Source organism: Fictibacillus barbaricus, from assembly GCF_014635025.1.
In the GTDB taxonomy this organism is placed as follows: domain Bacteria; phylum Bacillota; class Bacilli; order Bacillales; family Fictibacillaceae; genus Fictibacillus; species Fictibacillus barbaricus.
This window is the reverse complement of sequence record NZ_BMCE01000002.1, coordinates 517,464-536,049: the sequence shown is the minus strand read 5'-3', so window position 1 is coordinate 536,049 and position 18,586 is coordinate 517,464. Positions and strand designations below refer to the sequence as shown.

The 18,586-nt window shown below is 39.2% G+C and carries 20 protein-coding genes; all 20 read left to right on the top strand.

What is annotated here, in order from left to right; genetic code table 11:
* Positions 1–72: 72 nt before the first annotated feature.
* Positions 73–1,539, top strand: a complete 1,467-nt coding sequence (locus IEV52_RS12035; protein ID WP_188402774.1) for a UDP-N-acetylmuramoyl-L-alanyl-D-glutamate--2,6-diaminopimelate ligase — start codon at positions 73–75, stop codon at positions 1,537–1,539.
* Positions 1,536–2,918, top strand: coding sequence for a UDP-N-acetylmuramoyl-tripeptide--D-alanyl-D-alanine ligase (locus IEV52_RS12030; protein WP_188402773.1), 1,383 nt, complete (start codon positions 1,536–1,538; stop codon positions 2,916–2,918). The genes IEV52_RS12035 and IEV52_RS12030 overlap by 4 nt, the downstream gene beginning before the upstream one ends.
* A complete protein-coding gene (mraY, locus tag IEV52_RS12025) occupies positions 2,915–3,889 on the top strand; it encodes a phospho-N-acetylmuramoyl-pentapeptide-transferase (RefSeq protein WP_188402772.1) in 975 nt (324 codons plus the stop codon). The genes IEV52_RS12030 and mraY overlap by 4 nt, the downstream gene beginning before the upstream one ends.
* Positions 3,890–5,242, top strand: a complete 1,353-nt coding sequence (murD, locus tag IEV52_RS12020) for a UDP-N-acetylmuramoyl-L-alanine--D-glutamate ligase (protein ID WP_188402771.1) — start codon at positions 3,890–3,892, stop codon at positions 5,240–5,242. It begins immediately after the preceding gene.
* Positions 5,243–5,311: 69 nt separating this feature from the next.
* Complete coding sequence (spoVE, locus tag IEV52_RS12015) at positions 5,312–6,379, top strand: stage V sporulation protein E (RefSeq protein ID WP_373869432.1); 1,068 nt, start codon at positions 5,312–5,314, stop codon at positions 6,377–6,379.
* A gap of 226 nt (positions 6,380–6,605) precedes the next feature.
* A complete protein-coding gene (murB, locus tag IEV52_RS12010) occupies positions 6,606–7,517 on the top strand; it encodes a UDP-N-acetylmuramate dehydrogenase (RefSeq protein ID WP_188402769.1) in 912 nt (303 codons plus the stop codon).
* A gap of 232 nt (positions 7,518–7,749) precedes the next feature.
* Positions 7,750–8,529, top strand: coding sequence for a cell division protein FtsQ/DivIB (locus IEV52_RS12005; RefSeq protein WP_188402768.1), 780 nt, complete (start codon positions 7,750–7,752; stop codon positions 8,527–8,529).
* On the top strand, positions 8,516–9,211 hold the full coding sequence (locus tag IEV52_RS12000) for a DUF881 domain-containing protein (protein WP_188402767.1): 696 nt from the start codon (positions 8,516–8,518) through the stop codon (positions 9,209–9,211). Before IEV52_RS12005 ends, IEV52_RS12000 begins: the two co-directional genes overlap by 14 nt.
* Positions 9,212–9,234: 23 nt before the next feature.
* Positions 9,235–9,924, top strand: a complete 690-nt coding sequence (locus tag IEV52_RS11995) for a DUF881 domain-containing protein (RefSeq protein WP_188402766.1) — start codon at positions 9,235–9,237, stop codon at positions 9,922–9,924.
* Position 9,925: 1 nt separating this feature from the next.
* On the top strand, positions 9,926–10,279 hold the full coding sequence (locus tag IEV52_RS11990) for a small basic family protein (protein ID WP_066240553.1): 354 nt from the start codon (positions 9,926–9,928) through the stop codon (positions 10,277–10,279).
* Positions 10,280–10,418: 139 nt separating this feature from the next.
* Positions 10,419–11,702 carry a cell division protein FtsA gene (gene ftsA, locus IEV52_RS11985; protein ID WP_188402765.1) on the top strand — a complete coding sequence of 428 codons (1,284 nt, stop codon included), beginning with the start codon at positions 10,419–10,421 and terminating at the stop codon, positions 11,700–11,702.
* A gap of 32 nt (positions 11,703–11,734) precedes the next feature.
* Positions 11,735–12,922 (top strand): cell division protein FtsZ, encoded by a 1,188-nt coding sequence (gene ftsZ, locus IEV52_RS11980; protein ID WP_188402764.1) that lies wholly within the window; start codon positions 11,735–11,737, stop codon positions 12,920–12,922.
* A gap of 383 nt (positions 12,923–13,305) precedes the next feature.
* A complete protein-coding gene (gene spoIIGA / locus IEV52_RS11975) occupies positions 13,306–14,217 on the top strand; it encodes a sigma-E processing peptidase SpoIIGA (protein ID WP_188402763.1) in 912 nt (303 codons plus the stop codon).
* 30 nt (positions 14,218–14,247) lie between these two features.
* Entirely contained in the window at positions 14,248–14,970 is a 723-nt protein-coding gene (gene sigE, locus IEV52_RS11970; protein WP_188402762.1) for an RNA polymerase sporulation sigma factor SigE, read from the top strand.
* A 120-nt stretch (positions 14,971–15,090) separates the two neighbouring features.
* A complete protein-coding gene (sigG, locus tag IEV52_RS11965) occupies positions 15,091–15,873 on the top strand; it encodes an RNA polymerase sporulation sigma factor SigG (protein WP_066240567.1) in 783 nt (260 codons plus the stop codon).
* 94 nt (positions 15,874–15,967) lie between these two features.
* A complete protein-coding gene (locus IEV52_RS11960; RefSeq protein WP_188402761.1) occupies positions 15,968–16,252 on the top strand; it encodes a YlmC/YmxH family sporulation protein in 285 nt (94 codons plus the stop codon).
* 72 nt (positions 16,253–16,324) lie between these two features.
* Entirely contained in the window at positions 16,325–17,146 is an 822-nt protein-coding gene (gene pgeF, locus IEV52_RS11955) for a peptidoglycan editing factor PgeF (RefSeq protein ID WP_188402760.1), read from the top strand.
* Between the two features lie 7 nt (positions 17,147–17,153).
* A complete protein-coding gene (locus tag IEV52_RS11950) occupies positions 17,154–17,834 on the top strand; it encodes a YggS family pyridoxal phosphate-dependent enzyme (RefSeq protein WP_188402759.1) in 681 nt (226 codons plus the stop codon).
* A gap of 12 nt (positions 17,835–17,846) precedes the next feature.
* On the top strand, positions 17,847–18,278 hold the full coding sequence (locus IEV52_RS11945) for a cell division protein SepF (RefSeq protein WP_188402758.1): 432 nt from the start codon (positions 17,847–17,849) through the stop codon (positions 18,276–18,278).
* Positions 18,279–18,306: 28 nt separating this feature from the next.
* Positions 18,307–18,579, top strand: coding sequence for a YggT family protein (locus IEV52_RS11940; RefSeq protein WP_188403897.1), 273 nt, complete (start codon positions 18,307–18,309; stop codon positions 18,577–18,579).
* Positions 18,580–18,586: the final 7 nt, after the last annotated feature.

Genomic DNA, 18,586 nt, shown 5'->3' with positions numbered 1-18,586 from the left:
CGCGGAATCTTGCCTTGGCTTATTTTTCTTAAAAGTAATTTTGAACGATGATTAGAGGAGAGATCAGGATTAATGGAATTAAGAGAACTGCTTACATATTTAGTGAACTATGAAATGGATATTGAAGCCAATCCTGAAATTACCTCCATTGAAATGGATTCCAGGAAAGCGGGTATTGGCTGTCTTTTTGTTTGTATGGAAGGACTGATCTTTGATGGTCACGACTTTGCGCAAACTGTTGCCAATAATGGTGCAGCAGCCATTTTAGCCGAAAAAGATATTGATGTTAACGTTCCCGTGATAAAAGTTAAAAACACAAAAAAAGCACTCGCTGTTTTAGCTGATGCATTTTACGGACATCCTTCACAAAAATTGCATTTGATAGGTATTACAGGTACTAACGGAAAGACAACAACATCTCATTTAATTGAAAAAGTGTTTCGGGATGCAGGTAAAAGCACAGGTATGATCGGCACTATTGAGATGAGAATTAAAGATCGCAAATTTAAAGTAGCGAACACGACACCAGATTCATTATTTTTGCAGAACGCGTTTTATCAAATGACGGAAGAAAACGTAGATGCAGCTGTAATGGAAGTGTCTTCGCATGCACTGGATCAAGGGAGAGTGTGGGGATGTGATTTTGATATCGCGGTATTTACAAACCTTACACAAGATCACCTGGACTACCATAAAAATATGGAAGAGTACCAGTTTGCAAAAAGTCTTTTGTTCTCTCAAATGGGAAATACTTATCATAAAACAGACAGAAAAGTAGCTGTTTTGAATAATGATGATCCTGCTTCTAAGATGTTTGAGAGAGTGACATCTGCACAAGTGATCTCTTATGGCATTGATCATGAGAGTGATATTCGCGCAACAAACATAACAATTGGTTCACAGGGAACGTCATTTACACTCCAAACACCTAGAGGGTCAAGAGAAGTTACACTTAAGCTGATTGGTAAGTTCTCCGTATACAATGTGCTGGCAGCCATAACTGCTTGTTTATTATCAGGTTTGGAGCTTGATGAGATCATTTCTTCACTGCAGGAAGTGACAGGTGTTTCTGGCAGATTTGAACCTGTACTAGCAGGCCAGGATTATACAGTTATCGTAGACTACGCGCACACACCAGACAGTTTAGAGAATGTCTTAAGAACCATCAAAGAGTTTGCGAAAGGAAAGATAACAGCTATCGTGGGATGCGGCGGTGACCGTGATAAAACAAAACGACCGTTGATGGCTGGAATTGCAGCCGACCTGGCAGATACAGCAATTTTCACAAGCGATAACCCTCGTACAGAAGATCCTCTTCAAATCTTAAAAGATATGGAAGAAGGAACTGATGAAGGAAATTATGTAACCATACCAGATCGTAAGAAGGCGATTGAATATGCAGTAGAACGTGCAAAAACAGATGATGTAATACTGATTGCCGGTAAAGGGCATGAAACCTACCAGATCATAGGTAAAGACGTCTTCGAATTTGATGATAGGATTGTTGCAAAGGAAGCAATTAAGGCGGTGAAAAAATGAAACTAGATATAAAGGAACTGGTCTCATTAGCAGACCGCTCAACAGGAAAAAGAGAAAATTTACTTTTAGATGGGGTCTCAAAGGATACCAGAAAAAAAAGTGTAAATGCTCTTTACTTGCCGATTGCCGGTGAACGTTTTGATGGTCATGACTTCTTGTTAGATGCGATAAAACAAGGTTGTACAGCAACGATATGGCAAGAAGGAAAAAAACTTCCAGTGGGATTGCCTGAAGATTTCCCGGTACTTTTCACTTCTGATACAATTGAATTTTTACAGAAAATTTCTAAATACTATTTAAAAAAGGTCAATCCCGTCGTAGTTGCAGTAACAGGAAGTAACGGTAAGACAACAACAAAAGATATGATAGAATGCGTGTCTTCTGCTAATTTTAAAACCTTTAAAACACAAGGGAACTACAACAATCATATCGGAATGCCTTTAACAATTCTGGCAATGGATGAAACTACAGAAGTCTTGATCCTTGAGATGGGGATGAGTAATTTTAACGAAATCTCACTTTTAAGTAAGATTGCAGAACCTGATGTAGCCGTTATAACAAATATCGGCGAAAGCCACTTGGAACAGCTTGGCAGCCGTGAAGGAATAGCAAAGGCTAAGCTAGAGATTGCAGATGGTTTAAAGCAAGGCGGACTGTTCATCATTGATGGAGACGAACCGCTTCTTTCTCATGTTAAGGGAGAAAACGTCCTAAAAGTAGGTTTTGGTGATGATTCAACTCTAAAGTTATCAAACATCAAAACGGATACACAAGGTGTCTCTTTTACACTAGAAGAGGGAACGACAGTCTACCAAATTCCAATGCTTGGTCGCCATAATATTAAAAATGCTGCATATGCTATTGCTGTTGGGCATTATTTGAATATAGAAGAAAATAAAATTCTAGAAGGGCTCGAGAACTTAAATGTAACATCCATGAGACTGGAGATGAAAAGAGGCAGGAAGGAAACACTGCTTATAAATGATGCTTACAATGCAAGTCCGACAAGTATGATTGCAGCTCTTGAAACTCTGGCTGAATTAAAGGATTATTCCAGAAAAGCAGCAGTCCTTGGAGATATGTATGAACTCGGGCCTAATGAAGAAGAAATGCATAGATCCATCGCAAACCATGTGGACAGCTCTATCAATCATGTTATCTGTGTAGGTCAAAAAGGTTCTTGGATTGCAGACGAATTAAAGAAGCAAAAGCGTATAGACCTTGAGGTTGTTCAATGTCTAACAAAAGAAGAAGCGGAAACACCAATTGAAAGATTGTTATCGAAAGACACTGCTATTCTTTTTAAAGCATCAAGAGGGATGGCTCTAGAAACCCTTATATCTACATTCATAGAAGAAGAACAGGAGTCGAAAAAATGATTGAGCAAGTCTTATTATTTACATTAATTGCATCCTTCTTAATCGCGGTATTAAGTTCACCTTTTTTTATTCCGTTTTTAAGAAGGCTAAAATTTGGGCAGAGCATTCGTGATGAAGGCCCGAAATCTCACCAAAAGAAACAAGGAACACCTACGATGGGCGGAATCGTTATCGTGCTGGCTCTAGTGATTGCTACATACGCGATGACTGCCAAGTTTTTCGCTGTTACTGCAGAAACGCACCTGCTTATTCTTGTAACTTTAGGATATGGACTAATAGGATTTTTAGATGATTTTATTAAAGTAGTAAAAAAGAGAAACTTAGGATTAACATCTAAGCAAAAGCTCGTAGGGCAGCTGATTATCGCTGCACTATTTTTCTTAGGTTTAAGAGCAATCGATTTCTCAACTGAAATTTTTGTTCCAGGAACTGAGTTTAAGTTCGACCTGGGCTGGTTCTATCCCGTTTTGGTTGTATTCATGCTTATTGGTGCTTCTAACGCAGTAAACCTTACGGATGGATTAGATGGACTGCTCGCAGGTACATCTGCTATTGCTTTTGGAGCATTTGCTGTATTATCTTCAACGATTCTTCAGTTTGAAGCTGCCGTTTTCTGTGTTGCGGTAGTTGGTGCAGTTCTTGGTTTCTTAGTATTCAACGCACACCCCGCAAAAGTGTTTATGGGTGATACAGGCTCACTCGCTCTTGGAGGAGCGATAAGTGCAGTTGCCATTTTAACAAAACTTGAGATTCTTCTTGTTATCATTGGAGGAGTTTTCGTTATTGAAACACTCTCCGTTATGATTCAAGTAGCGTCTTTTAAACTGACAGGGAAACGTGTGTTTAAGATGAGTCCTCTTCACCATCATTACGAACTTTCAGGCTGGAGCGAATGGCGTATCGTTGTGACGTTCTGGCTTGTGGGACTTGTTTTTGCAGCTTTAGGAATTTATTTAGAGGTGTGGGTTTAAATGAAAAACACTGATTTCTTTAAAGGTAAGAATATACTGATTGTTGGTTTAGCCAAAAGCGGTTTTGCTGCAGCAAAACTGCTTCATTCTTTTGGTGCACATTGTTTCGTAAATGATAAAAGCCCCAGAGAAGGAAATATGGAAGCAGAGAAACTTGAAAAGCTGGGAATGGAGGTTGTTTGCGGCAGTCATCCATTAAGTTTACTCAATAACAATCTTGATTTTATTGTTAAGAATCCTGGTATTCCTTATCACAATCCATTAATTGATGAAGCAGTTAAGCGTAACATTCCAATTTATACGGAAGTTGAAATTGCTGGCATGATCTCAGAGGCATCTATCATAGCGATAACTGGATCTAATGGTAAGACAACAACCACTACATTGATTGGTGAAATGCTGAAAAATAGTAACAAAACTCCAATTGTTGCAGGTAATATCGGAACGGTTTTCTCTGAAGTTGCTGCTGAGTCTACAGAAGAAGATATTTTAGTTGCAGAATTATCGAGCTTTCAGCTTATGGGAACTGAGCGTTTCAAGCCGCAGATCTCTGTGTTCCTCAATCTGTTTGAAGCTCATCTGGATTACCACGGTTCATTAGATGAATACGGAAAAGCAAAAGCAAAGATTACAGAGAACCAAGATTCATCTGATTTTGTGATCTATAATGCTGATGACCATCAGGTTACAGCTTTAATGAAGAGCTCTAAAGCACAGCATATTCCCTTTTCTGTTAAGGAAGAGTGTGAAGAAGGAGCATACATAAAAGAAGAGGTTCTATATTTTAAACAGCAAAAAGTGATCGATCTAAAAGATATAGTCCTTCCTGGAAAACATAATCTCTCAAATATTATGGCTGCAGTCGCCGCTTCACTTTTAGCAGGTGCTAAATTAGAGCAGATTAATCAAGTCTTAACAACATTTCCTGGTGTGAAACATCGCCTTCAATATGTGGGGGATGTCAACGGCAGACGTTTTTATAACGACTCTAAAGCTACGAACATACTAGCGACAAATGCAGCACTCTCAGCTTTTGAAACGCCTGTTATTCTATTAGCAGGAGGACTTGATCGGGGAAATTCGTTTGACGAATTAATCCCTTCCTTAAAAAATGTTAAAGCTCTTGTTACGTTTGGGCAGACAGCAGAAAAAATGGCTGAAGCAGGAAAACAAGCAGGAATAGAAACGATTAAACGTGCTGATAATGTGGAAGAAGCTGTTCCCTTGGCATACGGCCTTTCAGAAGATGAAGACGTTATATTGCTTTCTCCTGCATGTGCAAGCTGGGATCAATATAAGACTTTTGAACAAAGAGGGGACATGTTTATCAACTCCGTGCATAAACTTAAATAAGGTTTGTACAAATAATAAGAGTTGAGGTGTTTCCCTTTGCCTGCAACGAGATCAACCCCTGATATTATCATGATTGTTGTAACGCTTTTGTTGTTATCCATCGGAATTATCATGGTCTATAGCGCTAGTGCTGATTTGGGGCTATACAAATTTGATGATTCATTCTTTTTTGCTAAAAGGCAGCTATTATTTGCCGGCGTAGGAATTGCAGCGATGTTTTTTATCATGAACATAAATTATATGACATGGAGAGTATGGTCTAAAATTCTCTTGATCATATGTTTTGTTTTGTTAATCGCTGTGCTGATTCCTGGCATAGGTATGGTTCGCGGTGGTGCGAGAAGCTGGATCGGTGTTGGAGCTTTCTCCATTCAGCCTTCCGAATTTATGAAACTCGCTATGATAACCTTTTTGGCAAAATACTTATCAGAGCATCAAAAGAAGATCACATCATTGAAGAAGGGCTTGTTGCCTACTCTTGGACTTGTAATGGTAGCGTTCGGCATGATCATGCTTCAGCCCGATTTAGGTACGGGTGCTGTCATGGTGGGTACCAGTATTGTTATGGTATTTGTAGCAGGTGCAAGAATTTCTCATTTTGTAGGGATGGGATTGATCGGACTTGCTGGACTTGCAGCATTAATCATTTCTGCACCGTATCGTATTAAAAGGATCACGTCTTTTCTTGATCCGTGGAGTGACCCTTTGGGCAGCGGATTTCAGATTATCCAGTCGCTTTATGCATTAGGACCAGGAGGCCTACTTGGATTAGGGCTCGGTCAGAGCAGACAAAAGTTTGGTTATTTGCCTGAACCTCAAACCGATTTTATATTTGCGATTCTCTCTGAAGAGCTAGGATTTATAGGAGCTGTTTTTGTACTCATTCTGTTTAGTTTGCTGTTATGGAGAGGCATCAGGATTGCCCTTGGAGCTCCTGACCTTTTTGGCAGTTTTTTAGCGATTGGCATCATCGGTATGGTTGCGATTCAAGTCATGATCAATATTGGAGTAGTAACAGGATTGATGCCGGTAACAGGAATAACACTTCCTTTTTTAAGCTATGGAGGGTCATCGCTAACCTTGATGCTTGCTTCAATTGGAGTAATTTTGAATATTAGCCGTTATGCAAGGTATTAATACTTGAGTTTAAAAGGAATTTCTCTTATTCTAAAAATAGCGATTTTAAGACGTTACCCTGTCAATTATGGCAGGGTATCTTCTTTTTCTTTTTCAAATAATAGATAAAAAAAGTATATTTTATTCGAATACTACTTAGTCGATGTTTATGGATCGATTAAACATGGAAAAGATTAACGCATAGCATATAAATAGAATGGTGCGTATGAACGTAGGGGGTTTTAAGATGCTTAACCAATTAGCGGAAAAATTAAAAGATGAAGATTTAGGAACCGTATTATTAAATGAACCATTAAAGAATCACACCACTTTAAAAATTGGTGGTCCTGCCGATCTTTATTATGAACCTAAAAACATTGAAAGTCTGAAAACAGCATTATCGTATATAAATGAAGTCAACGTTCCGATTCGTGCGATCGGAAGAGGATCAAACCTGCTTGTCGCCGACGGAGGCATTGAAGGGGTTGTTATCAAAGTAGGGGAGGGGCTTAACCACCTAGAAAAAAATGATAACACGATCAGGGTAGGGGGAGGATATTCTCTCATCACCCTAGCGACTTTAATGTCTCGTGAAGCATTTACTGGTCTTGAATTTGCAGCTGGTATTCCTGGTTCTGTAGGCGGTGCTGTATTTATGAACGCAGGAGCACATGGTTCGGATATGTCCAAAATCGTTGAAAAAGCTTTGATCCTATTTCCAGATGGTGAGTTAAAATGGCTATCAACTGAAGAACTTGGTTTTTCTTACCGAACGTCCATCCTTCAAGAAAAAGGGGGCATCTGCGTAGAAGCCGTTCTTGTTCTAGAAAAAGGTGATAAAGAAACGATCATGGCAGAGCTCAAGAAAAATAAGGACTACAGAAGAAATACGCAGCCTTGGAACTTCCCATGCTGTGGAAGTGTGTTCCGTAATCCATTGCCAAACTATGCAGGACAGCTTATTGAATCATCCGGTCTTAAGGGTACACAGATTGGAGGCGCTCAAATCTCTGAGATGCATGCTAATTTTATTGTGAACACGGGAGATGCCGAAGCTAAAGATGTCTTGGAACTTATCAGTTTTATCCAAAAAACGATAAAAGAGAAGCATGGTGTTGACCTTCATACGGAAGTTGAGATCATTGGCCGAAATGATTAACAAAAAATTGGATAAATAATGCTGAATTGGTACTTATCCGTGCTATAATACAGAGAACAAGAAAAAATTATCTAATGACGTTCTAAAACGGACTATTGATTTCGTTATCTTCTGATAGCCGGGCTGTTAAAAGTGCCTTTAATGAAGACTTGGCGTCTTACAGCCAAGTTCTTTTCTTTCTGTCAGAGGCTAAAAGTTTTCTTGTACTATATTTATAAATCGGAGGAAGAGGATGGACAAGGTAAAGGTTGTCAAGATTGAGGACCGAATTCCGAAGCTGAAAGAACACCGTAAACAAAAAGCAAATCGCCGTCTTATTTTTTACTTGTCCTTTTTCTTCCTGTTATTGATGGTCGTTGTTTATTTTCAATCCGATCTAAGCCATGTAAAAAAGATCACGGTTTCTGGTAACTATTTTGTGACCGATAATGAAATTCTTGAGAAGAGTATGGTTTCAACAAAGACTAAATACTTAAATGTCTCAGAGGATGAAATTGTCAAGAGATTAGATGACATTACTGAGATCAGTTCTGTATCTATTGAAAAGAAGTTCTTTAATCATGTTGTGATAGAGGTTAAAGAATTTCAGCGTGTCGGCTATTTTAGGAAAGATAGTACATATTATCCGATGCTGCAAAATGGAAAGATGCTTGAACCACTTAAAAAGAATGAAAGACCTGTAAATGCACCTGTTATTGTAAGCTGGAAGGATCCCGAACAGCTGGAGACTATGGCACAAGAACTGCAGAAGCTGCCTGAGGGAATCATCCATCGGATATCGGAAATAACACATACTCCCAATGGAAACAACACGAATCAGCTGACCTTGTTCATGACAGATGGGAACAAAGTAGTTACAGCTATCTCTAAGTTTTCTGAGAGGCTTTCTATTTATCCTTCATTAGTTGATAAGTTGAAGCCGGATGAAAAAGGAACGTTTTATTTAGGAGTCAGCACGCATTTTGAAAGATACAACCGAGCAGTTACGGAGGAAAAGAATGAGCAAAATTAAAGGGAAGCATCTTTTTCTGTCTTTAATCCTTCTCGTCACCGGGTTCATTTTATCTTTCTCCTATCAAAGAGCACAGATTGAAAAGCAAGATGCGGTTCAAACCGATGAATGGAAGAAGGAAGATTCTTTACGGAGTCAGATTTTAAGGCTTCAGAAAACAAATCGTGAATTAGCAAGCGAGCTTCAAGGCTTGCAGCAAAATGTTGAGAGCAAGGAAAACAATCTGGCTGATCAAGAAGAGATATCTTCTAAACTTGTAGAAGATTTAAAAGAGCTCAGAATGGTAGTAGGAAACGTAAAAGTGAAAGGGGAGGGTGTTGAAGTAACCCTTCAAGACTCCTCTTATATACCGGAAGGGGAGAACCCTAACGATTATATTGTCCATGAAGAACATATTAGAAGTGTTATAGATGAACTTCACGTTTCTGGGGCAGAAGCGATCGCTATTAACGGTCAGAGAATCTCTCATGACACATATATAGCCTGTATCGGTCCTGTTGTTTCTGTAGATGGAAACCAATATCCAGCTCCGTTTGTCATAACCGCTATTGGTAACTCCTTCACATTGGAAAAATCTTTGAATCTATATTTAGTAAACAAGATCGTCAATGATGGTGTTGAAGTAAGGGTGGAAAAGGAAAGCGCGATCGAGATGGAGCCATTTATTACAGAAGAGGGATGAGTTAGTTGAAAGAAAGACAATTCATGTTTGCAACAATAGCCCTCATAATAGGCGGAATGCTGGCGATACAATTTGAGACCACTAATAATCCTATCGTTCGGGATACAAGAGATCTATGGGAATTAAGAGCTGATTTGGAAAAAGAAAAACAGCGTCAGCAGGAGCTTAATGAGGAACTTGAACGTTATAGTGAACTTCTGGATCAATACCAAACAGAAGGAAAAGATGAAAAAATCCAAGCAATGGAAAAAGCACTGGCAGATTTAAAAAAACAGGCAGGATTAACGACTGTTAGCGGACAAGGAATCGTAATAACGATCGAACCTTTTAATAACGAGCTAATTGGAGTAGATCGCCCTCTGCCAACGATTGACCCAGATATGATGAGAAGACTTGTTAATGAATTAAACAGATACGATGCAAAAGAAATCAGTATTGATGATCAGCGTATCGTTTCTAAAACACCGATCCGGGAAGTAAATGGAAACATTTATATAAACAATGAGCCAGTTTCCTCGTTTCCAATCGAAATCAGAGTGTTGGCAAAAAACAATGAAAAATTGCATCAAAAGATTATCGCTTCACCAGCTGTAGAAGAATTTGTACGTGAAAATTTCCTCGTAGAATCGACTCCTTCAGCGAAAGTAATCTTGCCAGCTTTTGATAAAGATATGAAAGTGAAGTTTATGAAACCGGCAAAGGAGGAAACATAAGATGTGGTTACCGGTACTTGGACTGCTGCTAGGCCTTTTATTGGGTTTCATGTCTGATATCCGGGTCCCTCCTGAATACTCAAATTATTTATCGATAGCTGTCTTGGCAGCACTTGATACCCTCTTTGGTGGTATACGTGCCCACTTGCAAGGCAGCTTTGAAGATAAAGTTTTCATTACAGGTTTTTTCTTTAATATTTTACTGGCTGCCGGGCTCGCATATTTAGGTGTACATCTCGGTATCGACCTGTATTTAGCTGCAATTTTTGCGTTTGGGGTAAGGTTGTTTAATAATATTGCTGTTATTAGACGTTTAATCATCTCAAAATGGTCAGATTCACGCAAAAAGGCCTAAAAATTTGAAAAAACGGTAAAAAAAAAGAGGGATAACCCGTTGTTTGTGGAATTTATTCCATAATTAAGCGAGAATCAAGGAATTAGTTCAACTTATAAGGTAAAGATTTAATGGATGAAAGGTTAGGAGGTGCCACAGAATGAACAGCAATGAAATTTATGTAAGTTTAGACATCGGTACATCCAATATTAAAGTAATCATTGGAGAAATGACCAGTGAGTCCTTTAATGTTATTGGTGTTGGCCATGCAAAATCAGCTGGAATCAGAAAAGGTTCCATTGTAGATATTGATGAAACTGTTCGTTCCATACGAAAAGCCGTAGAACAGGCAGAAAGAATGTTAGGCATTCCGATTAACGCTGTTATTGTAGGAGTGAAAGGAAACCATATACAACTTCAGCCATGTCATGGCGTAGTAGCAGTATCAAGAGAGGACCGAGAAATCGGTGATGATGATATTGCTAGAGTAATAGAGGCAGCTCAAGTGATGTCTGTGCCGCCAGAACGAGAAATTATTGACGTAATTCCACGACAATTTATTGTCGATGGAACAGATGAGATTATTGATCCTAGAGGCATGTTAGGTGTACGTTTAGAGATGGAAGGGACAGTAATTACTGGATCCAAAACAATCTTACATAACTTACTGCGTTGCGTTGAAAGAGCAGGATTAACGGTAGCCGATATTTGTTTAGAGCCATTGGCTACGTCATCGATCGCCCTTTCACGAGATGAAATGGAACTTGGAGTGGCACTGATCGATATTGGCGGAGGTTCGACGACACTTTCTGTTTTTGATCAAGGTACGATGCAACTAACATCTGTTCTTCCAATCGGCGGAGATTTTATTACAAAAGATATATCGATCGGATTAAGGACTTCTGCTGAAGATGCAGAGAAAATCAAGCTGAAACACGGTCATTCATTCGTGGATTATGCTTCAAAAGATGAAACGTTTACCGTTTCTCAAATTGGATCTTCGCAGGAACAGGAAATATCTCAATACGAACTGTCTTTAATCATTGAAGCCAGAATGGCTGAGATTTTCGAGATGATTGACGATGAATTGCATCAGAGCGGATATTCCGAGCTTCCTGGCGGTTTTGTAATTACAGGTGGGGTTGCTGCTATTCCAGGAGTACTGGAACTAGCTCAAGATATTTTTCAGCAAAATGTCAGAGTATCATTGCCGGACTATATCGGAGTTAGAGAGCCGAAATTCACAGCAGGAGTTGGCTTGATTCAATTCACTCACAAGAATATTAAAGTACAAGGAAAAGAAGTTGCTTCTGCATTAGCTGAAAATGCAGGGGAACCTTTGCCTAAAAAGAAACAACAATCCAGCCAAAAGCCGGCACAAGAAAAACAATCCGGCGGCATGAAATCAAAAGTCAAAGACTGGTTCGGTTTATTTTTCGAATAACAGTAAGGAACTAGTCATTAGGAGGAACGCTCATGTTAGAGTTTGATATGAATATGGATCAATTGGCTACAATCAAAGTAATTGGTGTTGGCGGCGGAGGAAGCAACGCGGTTAACCGAATGATCGAACACGGTGTACAAGGGGTTGAGTTCATTTGTGTAAACACAGATGCTCAAGCACTTAACCTTTCAAAAGCACCTGTGAAAATGCAGATCGGTACGAAATTAACCAGAGGATTAGGTGCAGGTGCAAATCCTGATATCGGGAAGAAAGCTGCAGAAGAAAGCCGTGAGCAGATTGAAGAAGCACTTAGCGGTGCGGATATGGTCTTCGTAACAGCTGGAATGGGCGGCGGTACTGGAACAGGTGCTGCACCAGTAGTAGCCGAGATCGCTAAAGACCTAGGCGCCCTAACGGTTGGTGTTGTAACAAGGCCTTTTACGTTTGAAGGTCGTAAACGTTCTACACAAGCTGTAGGCGGGATCTCAGTTTTTAAAGAAAAAGTAGATACGCTTATTGTAATTCCAAACGATCGTTTGCTTGAGATCGTTGATAAAAATACACCGATGCTTGAAGCTTTCCGTGAAGCTGATAACGTACTTCGTCAAGGTGTACAAGGTATCTCTGATTTGATCGCTGTACCAGGGTTGATCAACCTTGACTTTGCAGATGTAAAGACGATTATGACTGAACGCGGATCTGCACTTATGGGTATAGGAGTAGGTACAGGTGAAAACCGTGCTGCAGAAGCTGCGAAGAAAGCTATTTCATCTCCACTTCTTGAAACTTCTATTGATGGAGCAAAGGGTGTATTGATGAATATTACGGGTGGAGCTAACTTAAGCCTTTATGAGGTTAATGAGGCTGCTGACATCGTTTCTTCTGCATCAGACCCTGAAGTAAACATGATCTTTGGTTCCGTAATTAACGAAGAACTAAAAGACGAAATTTTAGTAACAGTTATCGCGACTGGATTCGATGAAACTGAAAAAATGGTGAACAATCAACAGAGAGCTGAGCGTCCGAGAATGCAGCAGTCTCCTGCATCTAACCAGTCTCATTCTTCACAAAACCAATCGCAACCACAAAGTCAGTCTCAAGGAAAGTCTCGTGAAGAGAGCCAATCAGAATCAAGAAGCACATCTTACACAAACGCTGATTCAGATACGCTGGATATTCCAACGTTCCTGCGTAACCGCAGTCGTAATAGAAGAAGATAAGAGCAACTATAAAAGCATGTTCTCCTACTTGGAGAGGATGCTTTTTTGTTTTGGCTTTTTTCTAAAAGATTGTGGTTTTTAAATATGTTTTTCAAAACAACCCGTTGGTGAAGAATCTGATTAGAGCGGAAGGTGCGAGACACCGCAGGCGCTAAGCGCCGAGGAGGATCACCGCACGCCCGCGGCAAGCGAGCATCCTGTAGCGGGATTTAGCCCCTCCTTGCTTAAAGTTGTCATATCCTTGTCCTTAAAGCGTATATTTAACATATAAGTTTTTTTGACAAAAAAAGAGAAAATAAGAACAATACTTCTCTCATAAACTGACAGACTTTCAAACAACCTATACGGTATACTATTTTCAAAATTAAGAAAGGAGAAAACCAATGACCCTTTATTTGGATGTCATTTGGTTTCTTAATTTCTGCATTGATTATGTGTTGATCTCGTTAACAGCGTATGTACTAAAGCGCAATGCATCGAAAACAAGAATCCTTCTTGCTTCTCTGCTAGCATCCAGTTATGTGTTTTTAGTGGTGTACCCAGAACTAATGATATTCTCACAGCCTGTCATAAAATTTCTATTATCTATTGTGATCATGATCGTCGCATTTGGCTTTAAACGATTTCGATTTATCCTCAAAAATACGGCTATGTTTTATTTTGTTTCTTTTGTAACGGGTGGAGGAATCTTTGCCCTTCATTATTTTATGCAGAGTGATGTTGCGATTATGAATGGTGTGATCTCAACAAAAAGTTCAGGTATGGGAGATCCTGTAAGCTGGCTGTTCGTTGTGGCGGGTGTTCCTGTTCTCTGGTATTTTTCTAAAAAGAGAGTGGATGACATTTCTGTGGAAAAAATGGATTCCAACAGTCTTGTCACTGTGAAGATCTCTATAGGCGAAGTCATTATTTCTGCAATTGGACTTATTGATACCGGAAATAAATTATACGATCCAATTTCAAAAATGCCCGTGATGATTCTCGATATGAACATGCATGCGGAATCATTTCCAGAAGTCATTCAATCTGCAGCTAAGGATGTAATGTCAATTGGTACGGAAGAAAATGAACACCCATGGCTTAACCGGCTTCGTATCGTTCCTTATCGTGCAGTTGGACATCAGCAATTTTTAGCTTGTTTAAAACCAGATCGAATCGAGATCGAGAAGGATGGAACGACAGAAGTATCACCGCAAAGTTTAATCGGTTTAAGCTGGACGGTGTTATCAAGTGAAGGTCAATTTGATGCGATTGTGCACCCGAAGATGTACCTTCAACATGTACAAGCGTCATAGAAATCATGATAAGGTGAAAGGGGAGTTCATATGTTCAACAAGTGGCGTCTTAAGTTAACGATGTATTGGTATAAGCTATTATTTAAGCTCGGTTTAAAGTCGGATGAAATTTATTATATTGGCGGGAATGAAGCACTTCCTCCGCCATTAAGCAAAGAAGAAGAAGCGATTCTGCTGGAAAAGCTTCCTTCCGGTGACCAAGCTGCAAAATCTCTTTTAATCGAACGAAACCTTCGCCTTGTTGTCTATATTGCACGTAAATTTGAGAATACAGGAATTAACATTGAAGATTTAATCAGTATTGGAACGATCGGACTTATTAAAGCGGTCAATACCTTTAACCCAGAAAAGAAGATCAAACTGGCAACGTACGCATCTAGATGTATCGAAAATGAAATATTAATGTATCTGCGGCGCAATAATAAAACAAGGTCAGAAGTCTCGTTTGATGAGCCTCTCAATGTCGACTGGGATGGAAATGAACTATTGCTTTCTGATGTCCTTGGAACGGATGACGATATCATCACTCGCCGTATTGAGGCGAATGTTGATCGCAAACTATTATTAAAAGCTTTATTTACGCTTAATGACCGTGAAAAACAAATTATGGAACTTCGCTTTGGACTTTCTGGAGGAGAAGAAAAAACACAAAAAGATGTTGCTGACATGCTAGGCATCTCCCAATCCTATATTTCAAGGCTGGAAAAAAGGATTATAAAGAGACTTCAAAAAGAATTTAATAAGATGGTTTAGCACGTATTTATAATGGTTTTGAGAATTATTTCCATATTTCTCTAAATTGACAATTGCATAATTTTCCCTCTGTTCGGTGATACTTAATTTGAAATTAGCTCCCGGCAGGAGGGAAAAGACTTGACAAGAAATAAAGTTGAGATTTGCGGAGTTGACACATCAAAGCTTCCTGTTTTAAAAAATCCAGAGATGCGTATTCTTTTCGATAAAATGCATAAGGGTGACCCAGATGCACGCGAAACTCTGGTTAACGGAAACCTCAGGCTGGTACTGAGCGTGATTCAGCGATTCAACAACCGCGGAGAGCATGTAGATGATTTATTTCAAGTAGGTTGTATTGGACTTATGAAGTCTATTGACAATTTTGATCTAGGTCAGAATGTTAAGTTTTCTACCTATGCAGTGCCAATGATAATCGGAGAAATTCGCCGATATCTTCGAGACAATAATCCTATTCGTGTGTCAAGAAGCTTAAGGGATATCGCGTATAAAGCATTGCAGGTTCGTGACCAGCTTATGAACAAACTATCTCGGGAGCCAACAGCACAACAAATTGCAGAAGCGCTTGATGTTCCAAAAGAAGAAGTTGTGTTTGCACTGGATGCGATCCAAGACCCTGTTTCATTATTTGAACCGATCTATAATGATGGCGGAGATCCAATTTTTGTAATGGATCAAATCAGTGATGATAAGGCGAAAGATATGCAATGGATTGAAGAAATAGCATTAAAAGAAGGAATGCGCCGTCTAAATGACAGAGAAAAAATGATCCTGACCATGCGTTTTTTCCAAGGCAAAACGCAAATGGAAGTGGCAGATGAGATCGGGATCTCACAAGCGCAAGTTTCCAGACTGGAAAAAGCAGCGATCTCACAAATGAATAAAAATATTCAAAGCAGTTAAAACCCGTTATAATACGGGTTTTTTTATTTCTTTAGATAAACATGAAACAGCTTTGTCCCTCATATAATGGAAACAGAAGGGCGGGGATTTCAGTATGAATAAGATATCAGACTTCCAAGTGAAAGATGTTGTAAATGTAGCAAATGGGAAAAAGCTTGGACACATAGCAGATCTTGAGATTAACTTGAATACAGGTAAGATAGATGCGATTATTATCCCTGGTGCTGGCAAGATGCTTGGTTTTTTTGCAAGAGAGAATGACATCATAATTCCTTGGCGAAATATCGTAAAGATAGGTGCTGACGTCATACTAGTGAGACATATGGAAACAAGCGAATTAAATGAATATGTAAAAGAACCGTTTGATCAGCTGAAATAACGGTTCTTTTTTTCTTTCTCATCAGAAAATGTGGTAAAATAAAGATAAAACTTTCCAGGAGGAATACATACCATGCACACTTTTAAACAAACTGGAAAGCATTTAAGCTTACAGAAATGGCAGGTTCAAAATCCTAATCTTGTAGCGGGTTTCACAACACGTGAATGCGGGAATAGTTCAATGCCCTTTCAATCCTTAAACATGGGCTTTCATGTCAATGATGACCCAATAATGGTTCAAAAAAACCGAATTCAATTTGCGGAGACGATTCATTTCCCCGTTCAAAACTGGGTCGGTTCTAAACAAGTTCATGGAGCAAACATTGTAAAGGTAACTAAGAATGTTCGCGGAGCAGGTTCTTTAGATTTTGAAAGTGCTATTCCGGATACAGATGGTTTGTACACTGCTGATGAAGACCTTCTTTTAACATCCTTATATGCGGACTGCGTACCTCTTTATTTTTACGCACCTAATGAAAAATTAGTAGGACTTGCACATGCCGGCTGGAAAGGAACTGTAGCTAAGATCGGCCCAAAGATGGTTGAGACATGGTGTGAAAAAGAAAATGCTGATGTTCAAACCATACAAGCTGCGATTGGCCCTTCCATTGGTGATTGCTGTTATGAAGTGGATGACAGAGTAATAAGCGAAGTGAAAGCAGCTCTTGCTGGATTTGACGATGCGTCTGTTTATAAGGAAAATGAAAACGGAAAATATCAACTAAACTTACAAAAACTCAATGAAAAATTATTGTTACTCGCGGGATTACTTCCAGAAAACATTACGGTTTCAGATCAATGTACGAGCTGCGAAAATGATCTGTTCTTTTCACACCGTAAAGACAGAGGCAAGACTGGAAGAATGATGAGTTTCATTGGCACGAAAGGAGTTTAACCTGGATTTGGGAATAATCGAAAACAGAAACCATATATGGAATGAAATCCAAGCTGCCTGCGATAAAAAAAACAGATCTGCAAAGGGCGTTAATTTAATCGCGGTGACGAAATATGTGAGTAATGAAACAACGAAAGAGGCTGTTTTAGCAGGTGTGGAACATATCGGAGAAAACAGAGTTGAAGGACTGTTAAGCAAGAAAGAGTTTCTTGAAGAAGCATCAGTTAAATGGCACTTCATCGGAACGCTGCAAACGAGAAAAGTTAAAGATATTATCCAGCACGTGGATTACATTCATTCTTTAGACCGTATAAGTTTGGCTAAAGAGATCCAAAAAAGAGCAGAAAAGCCAATTTCCTGTTTTGTTCAAGTAAATATTGCTGAAGAAGATTCAAAACATGGACTAGGAGTAAAAGAAGTGCTTCCATTTGTCGATAAATTAAAAGACTATGACCGTATAAAAGTTGCAGGTCTTATGACGATGGCACCTTTTACAGATGATGAATCCTTGATCAGAAGCGTGTTTTCAACTTTAAAGCAGCTGCAATTGGAAATTCAGAAAAAAGAATTGGCGTACGCACCTTGCACTGAACTTTCAATGGGAATGTCAAACGATTATGTAATCGCCGTTGAAGAAGGAGCAACCTTTATTCGAATAGGCACGAACTTAGTAGGAAAAGAATTTTAGGAGGTGGAACAAATGGGAATCAAAACAAAATTCAAGCGCTTTTTTGATCTGGAAGACGAATATGAGTATGAAAACGACTTCGAAGAAGAGATGTTAGCTGAAGAAGATGAGATTACTCCTTCTCATACTTCGAATGCAAAAAAAGGTAAGCCGAACGTAGTTAGCCTTCAAAGCATCCAACAACAGGTTAAGGTTGTGCTAGTGGAGCCTCGTGTATACGCAGAAGCTCAGGATATAGCAGATCAACTGAAAAATCGAAGAGCGGTCGTTATGAATTTGCAAAGAATTCCGCATGATCAAGCAAAGCGAATCGTAGACTTTTTATCAGGAACCGTTTATGCCATTGGAGGAGACATTCAAAAGCTAGGTCCGAACACGTTCTTGTGTACACCTGAAAATGTAGATGTATCCGGTTCGATTTCAGAAATGATGGACGAAGATTAAATCAGGCAGGTGAAAATTATTGAATATCATATTTACAATTGCAGACGTAGTACAAACTCTAATACAAATCTACTATTACATGATTATCGGGTACATACTTCTCTCTTGGTTTCCGAATGCTCGGGAATCTTCAATTGGGCAAGTTATAGCAAGACTGGTTGAACCATATCTATCTCCTTTTCGCAAGATTATTCCGCCGCTTGGTATGATTGATCTTTCGCCAATCGTAGCTCTGATGGCACTGCATTTTGCTCAATATGGAGTCAATGCAGTTGCTAATATGCTAGCTCGTTCTTTCTAAGGTTTTG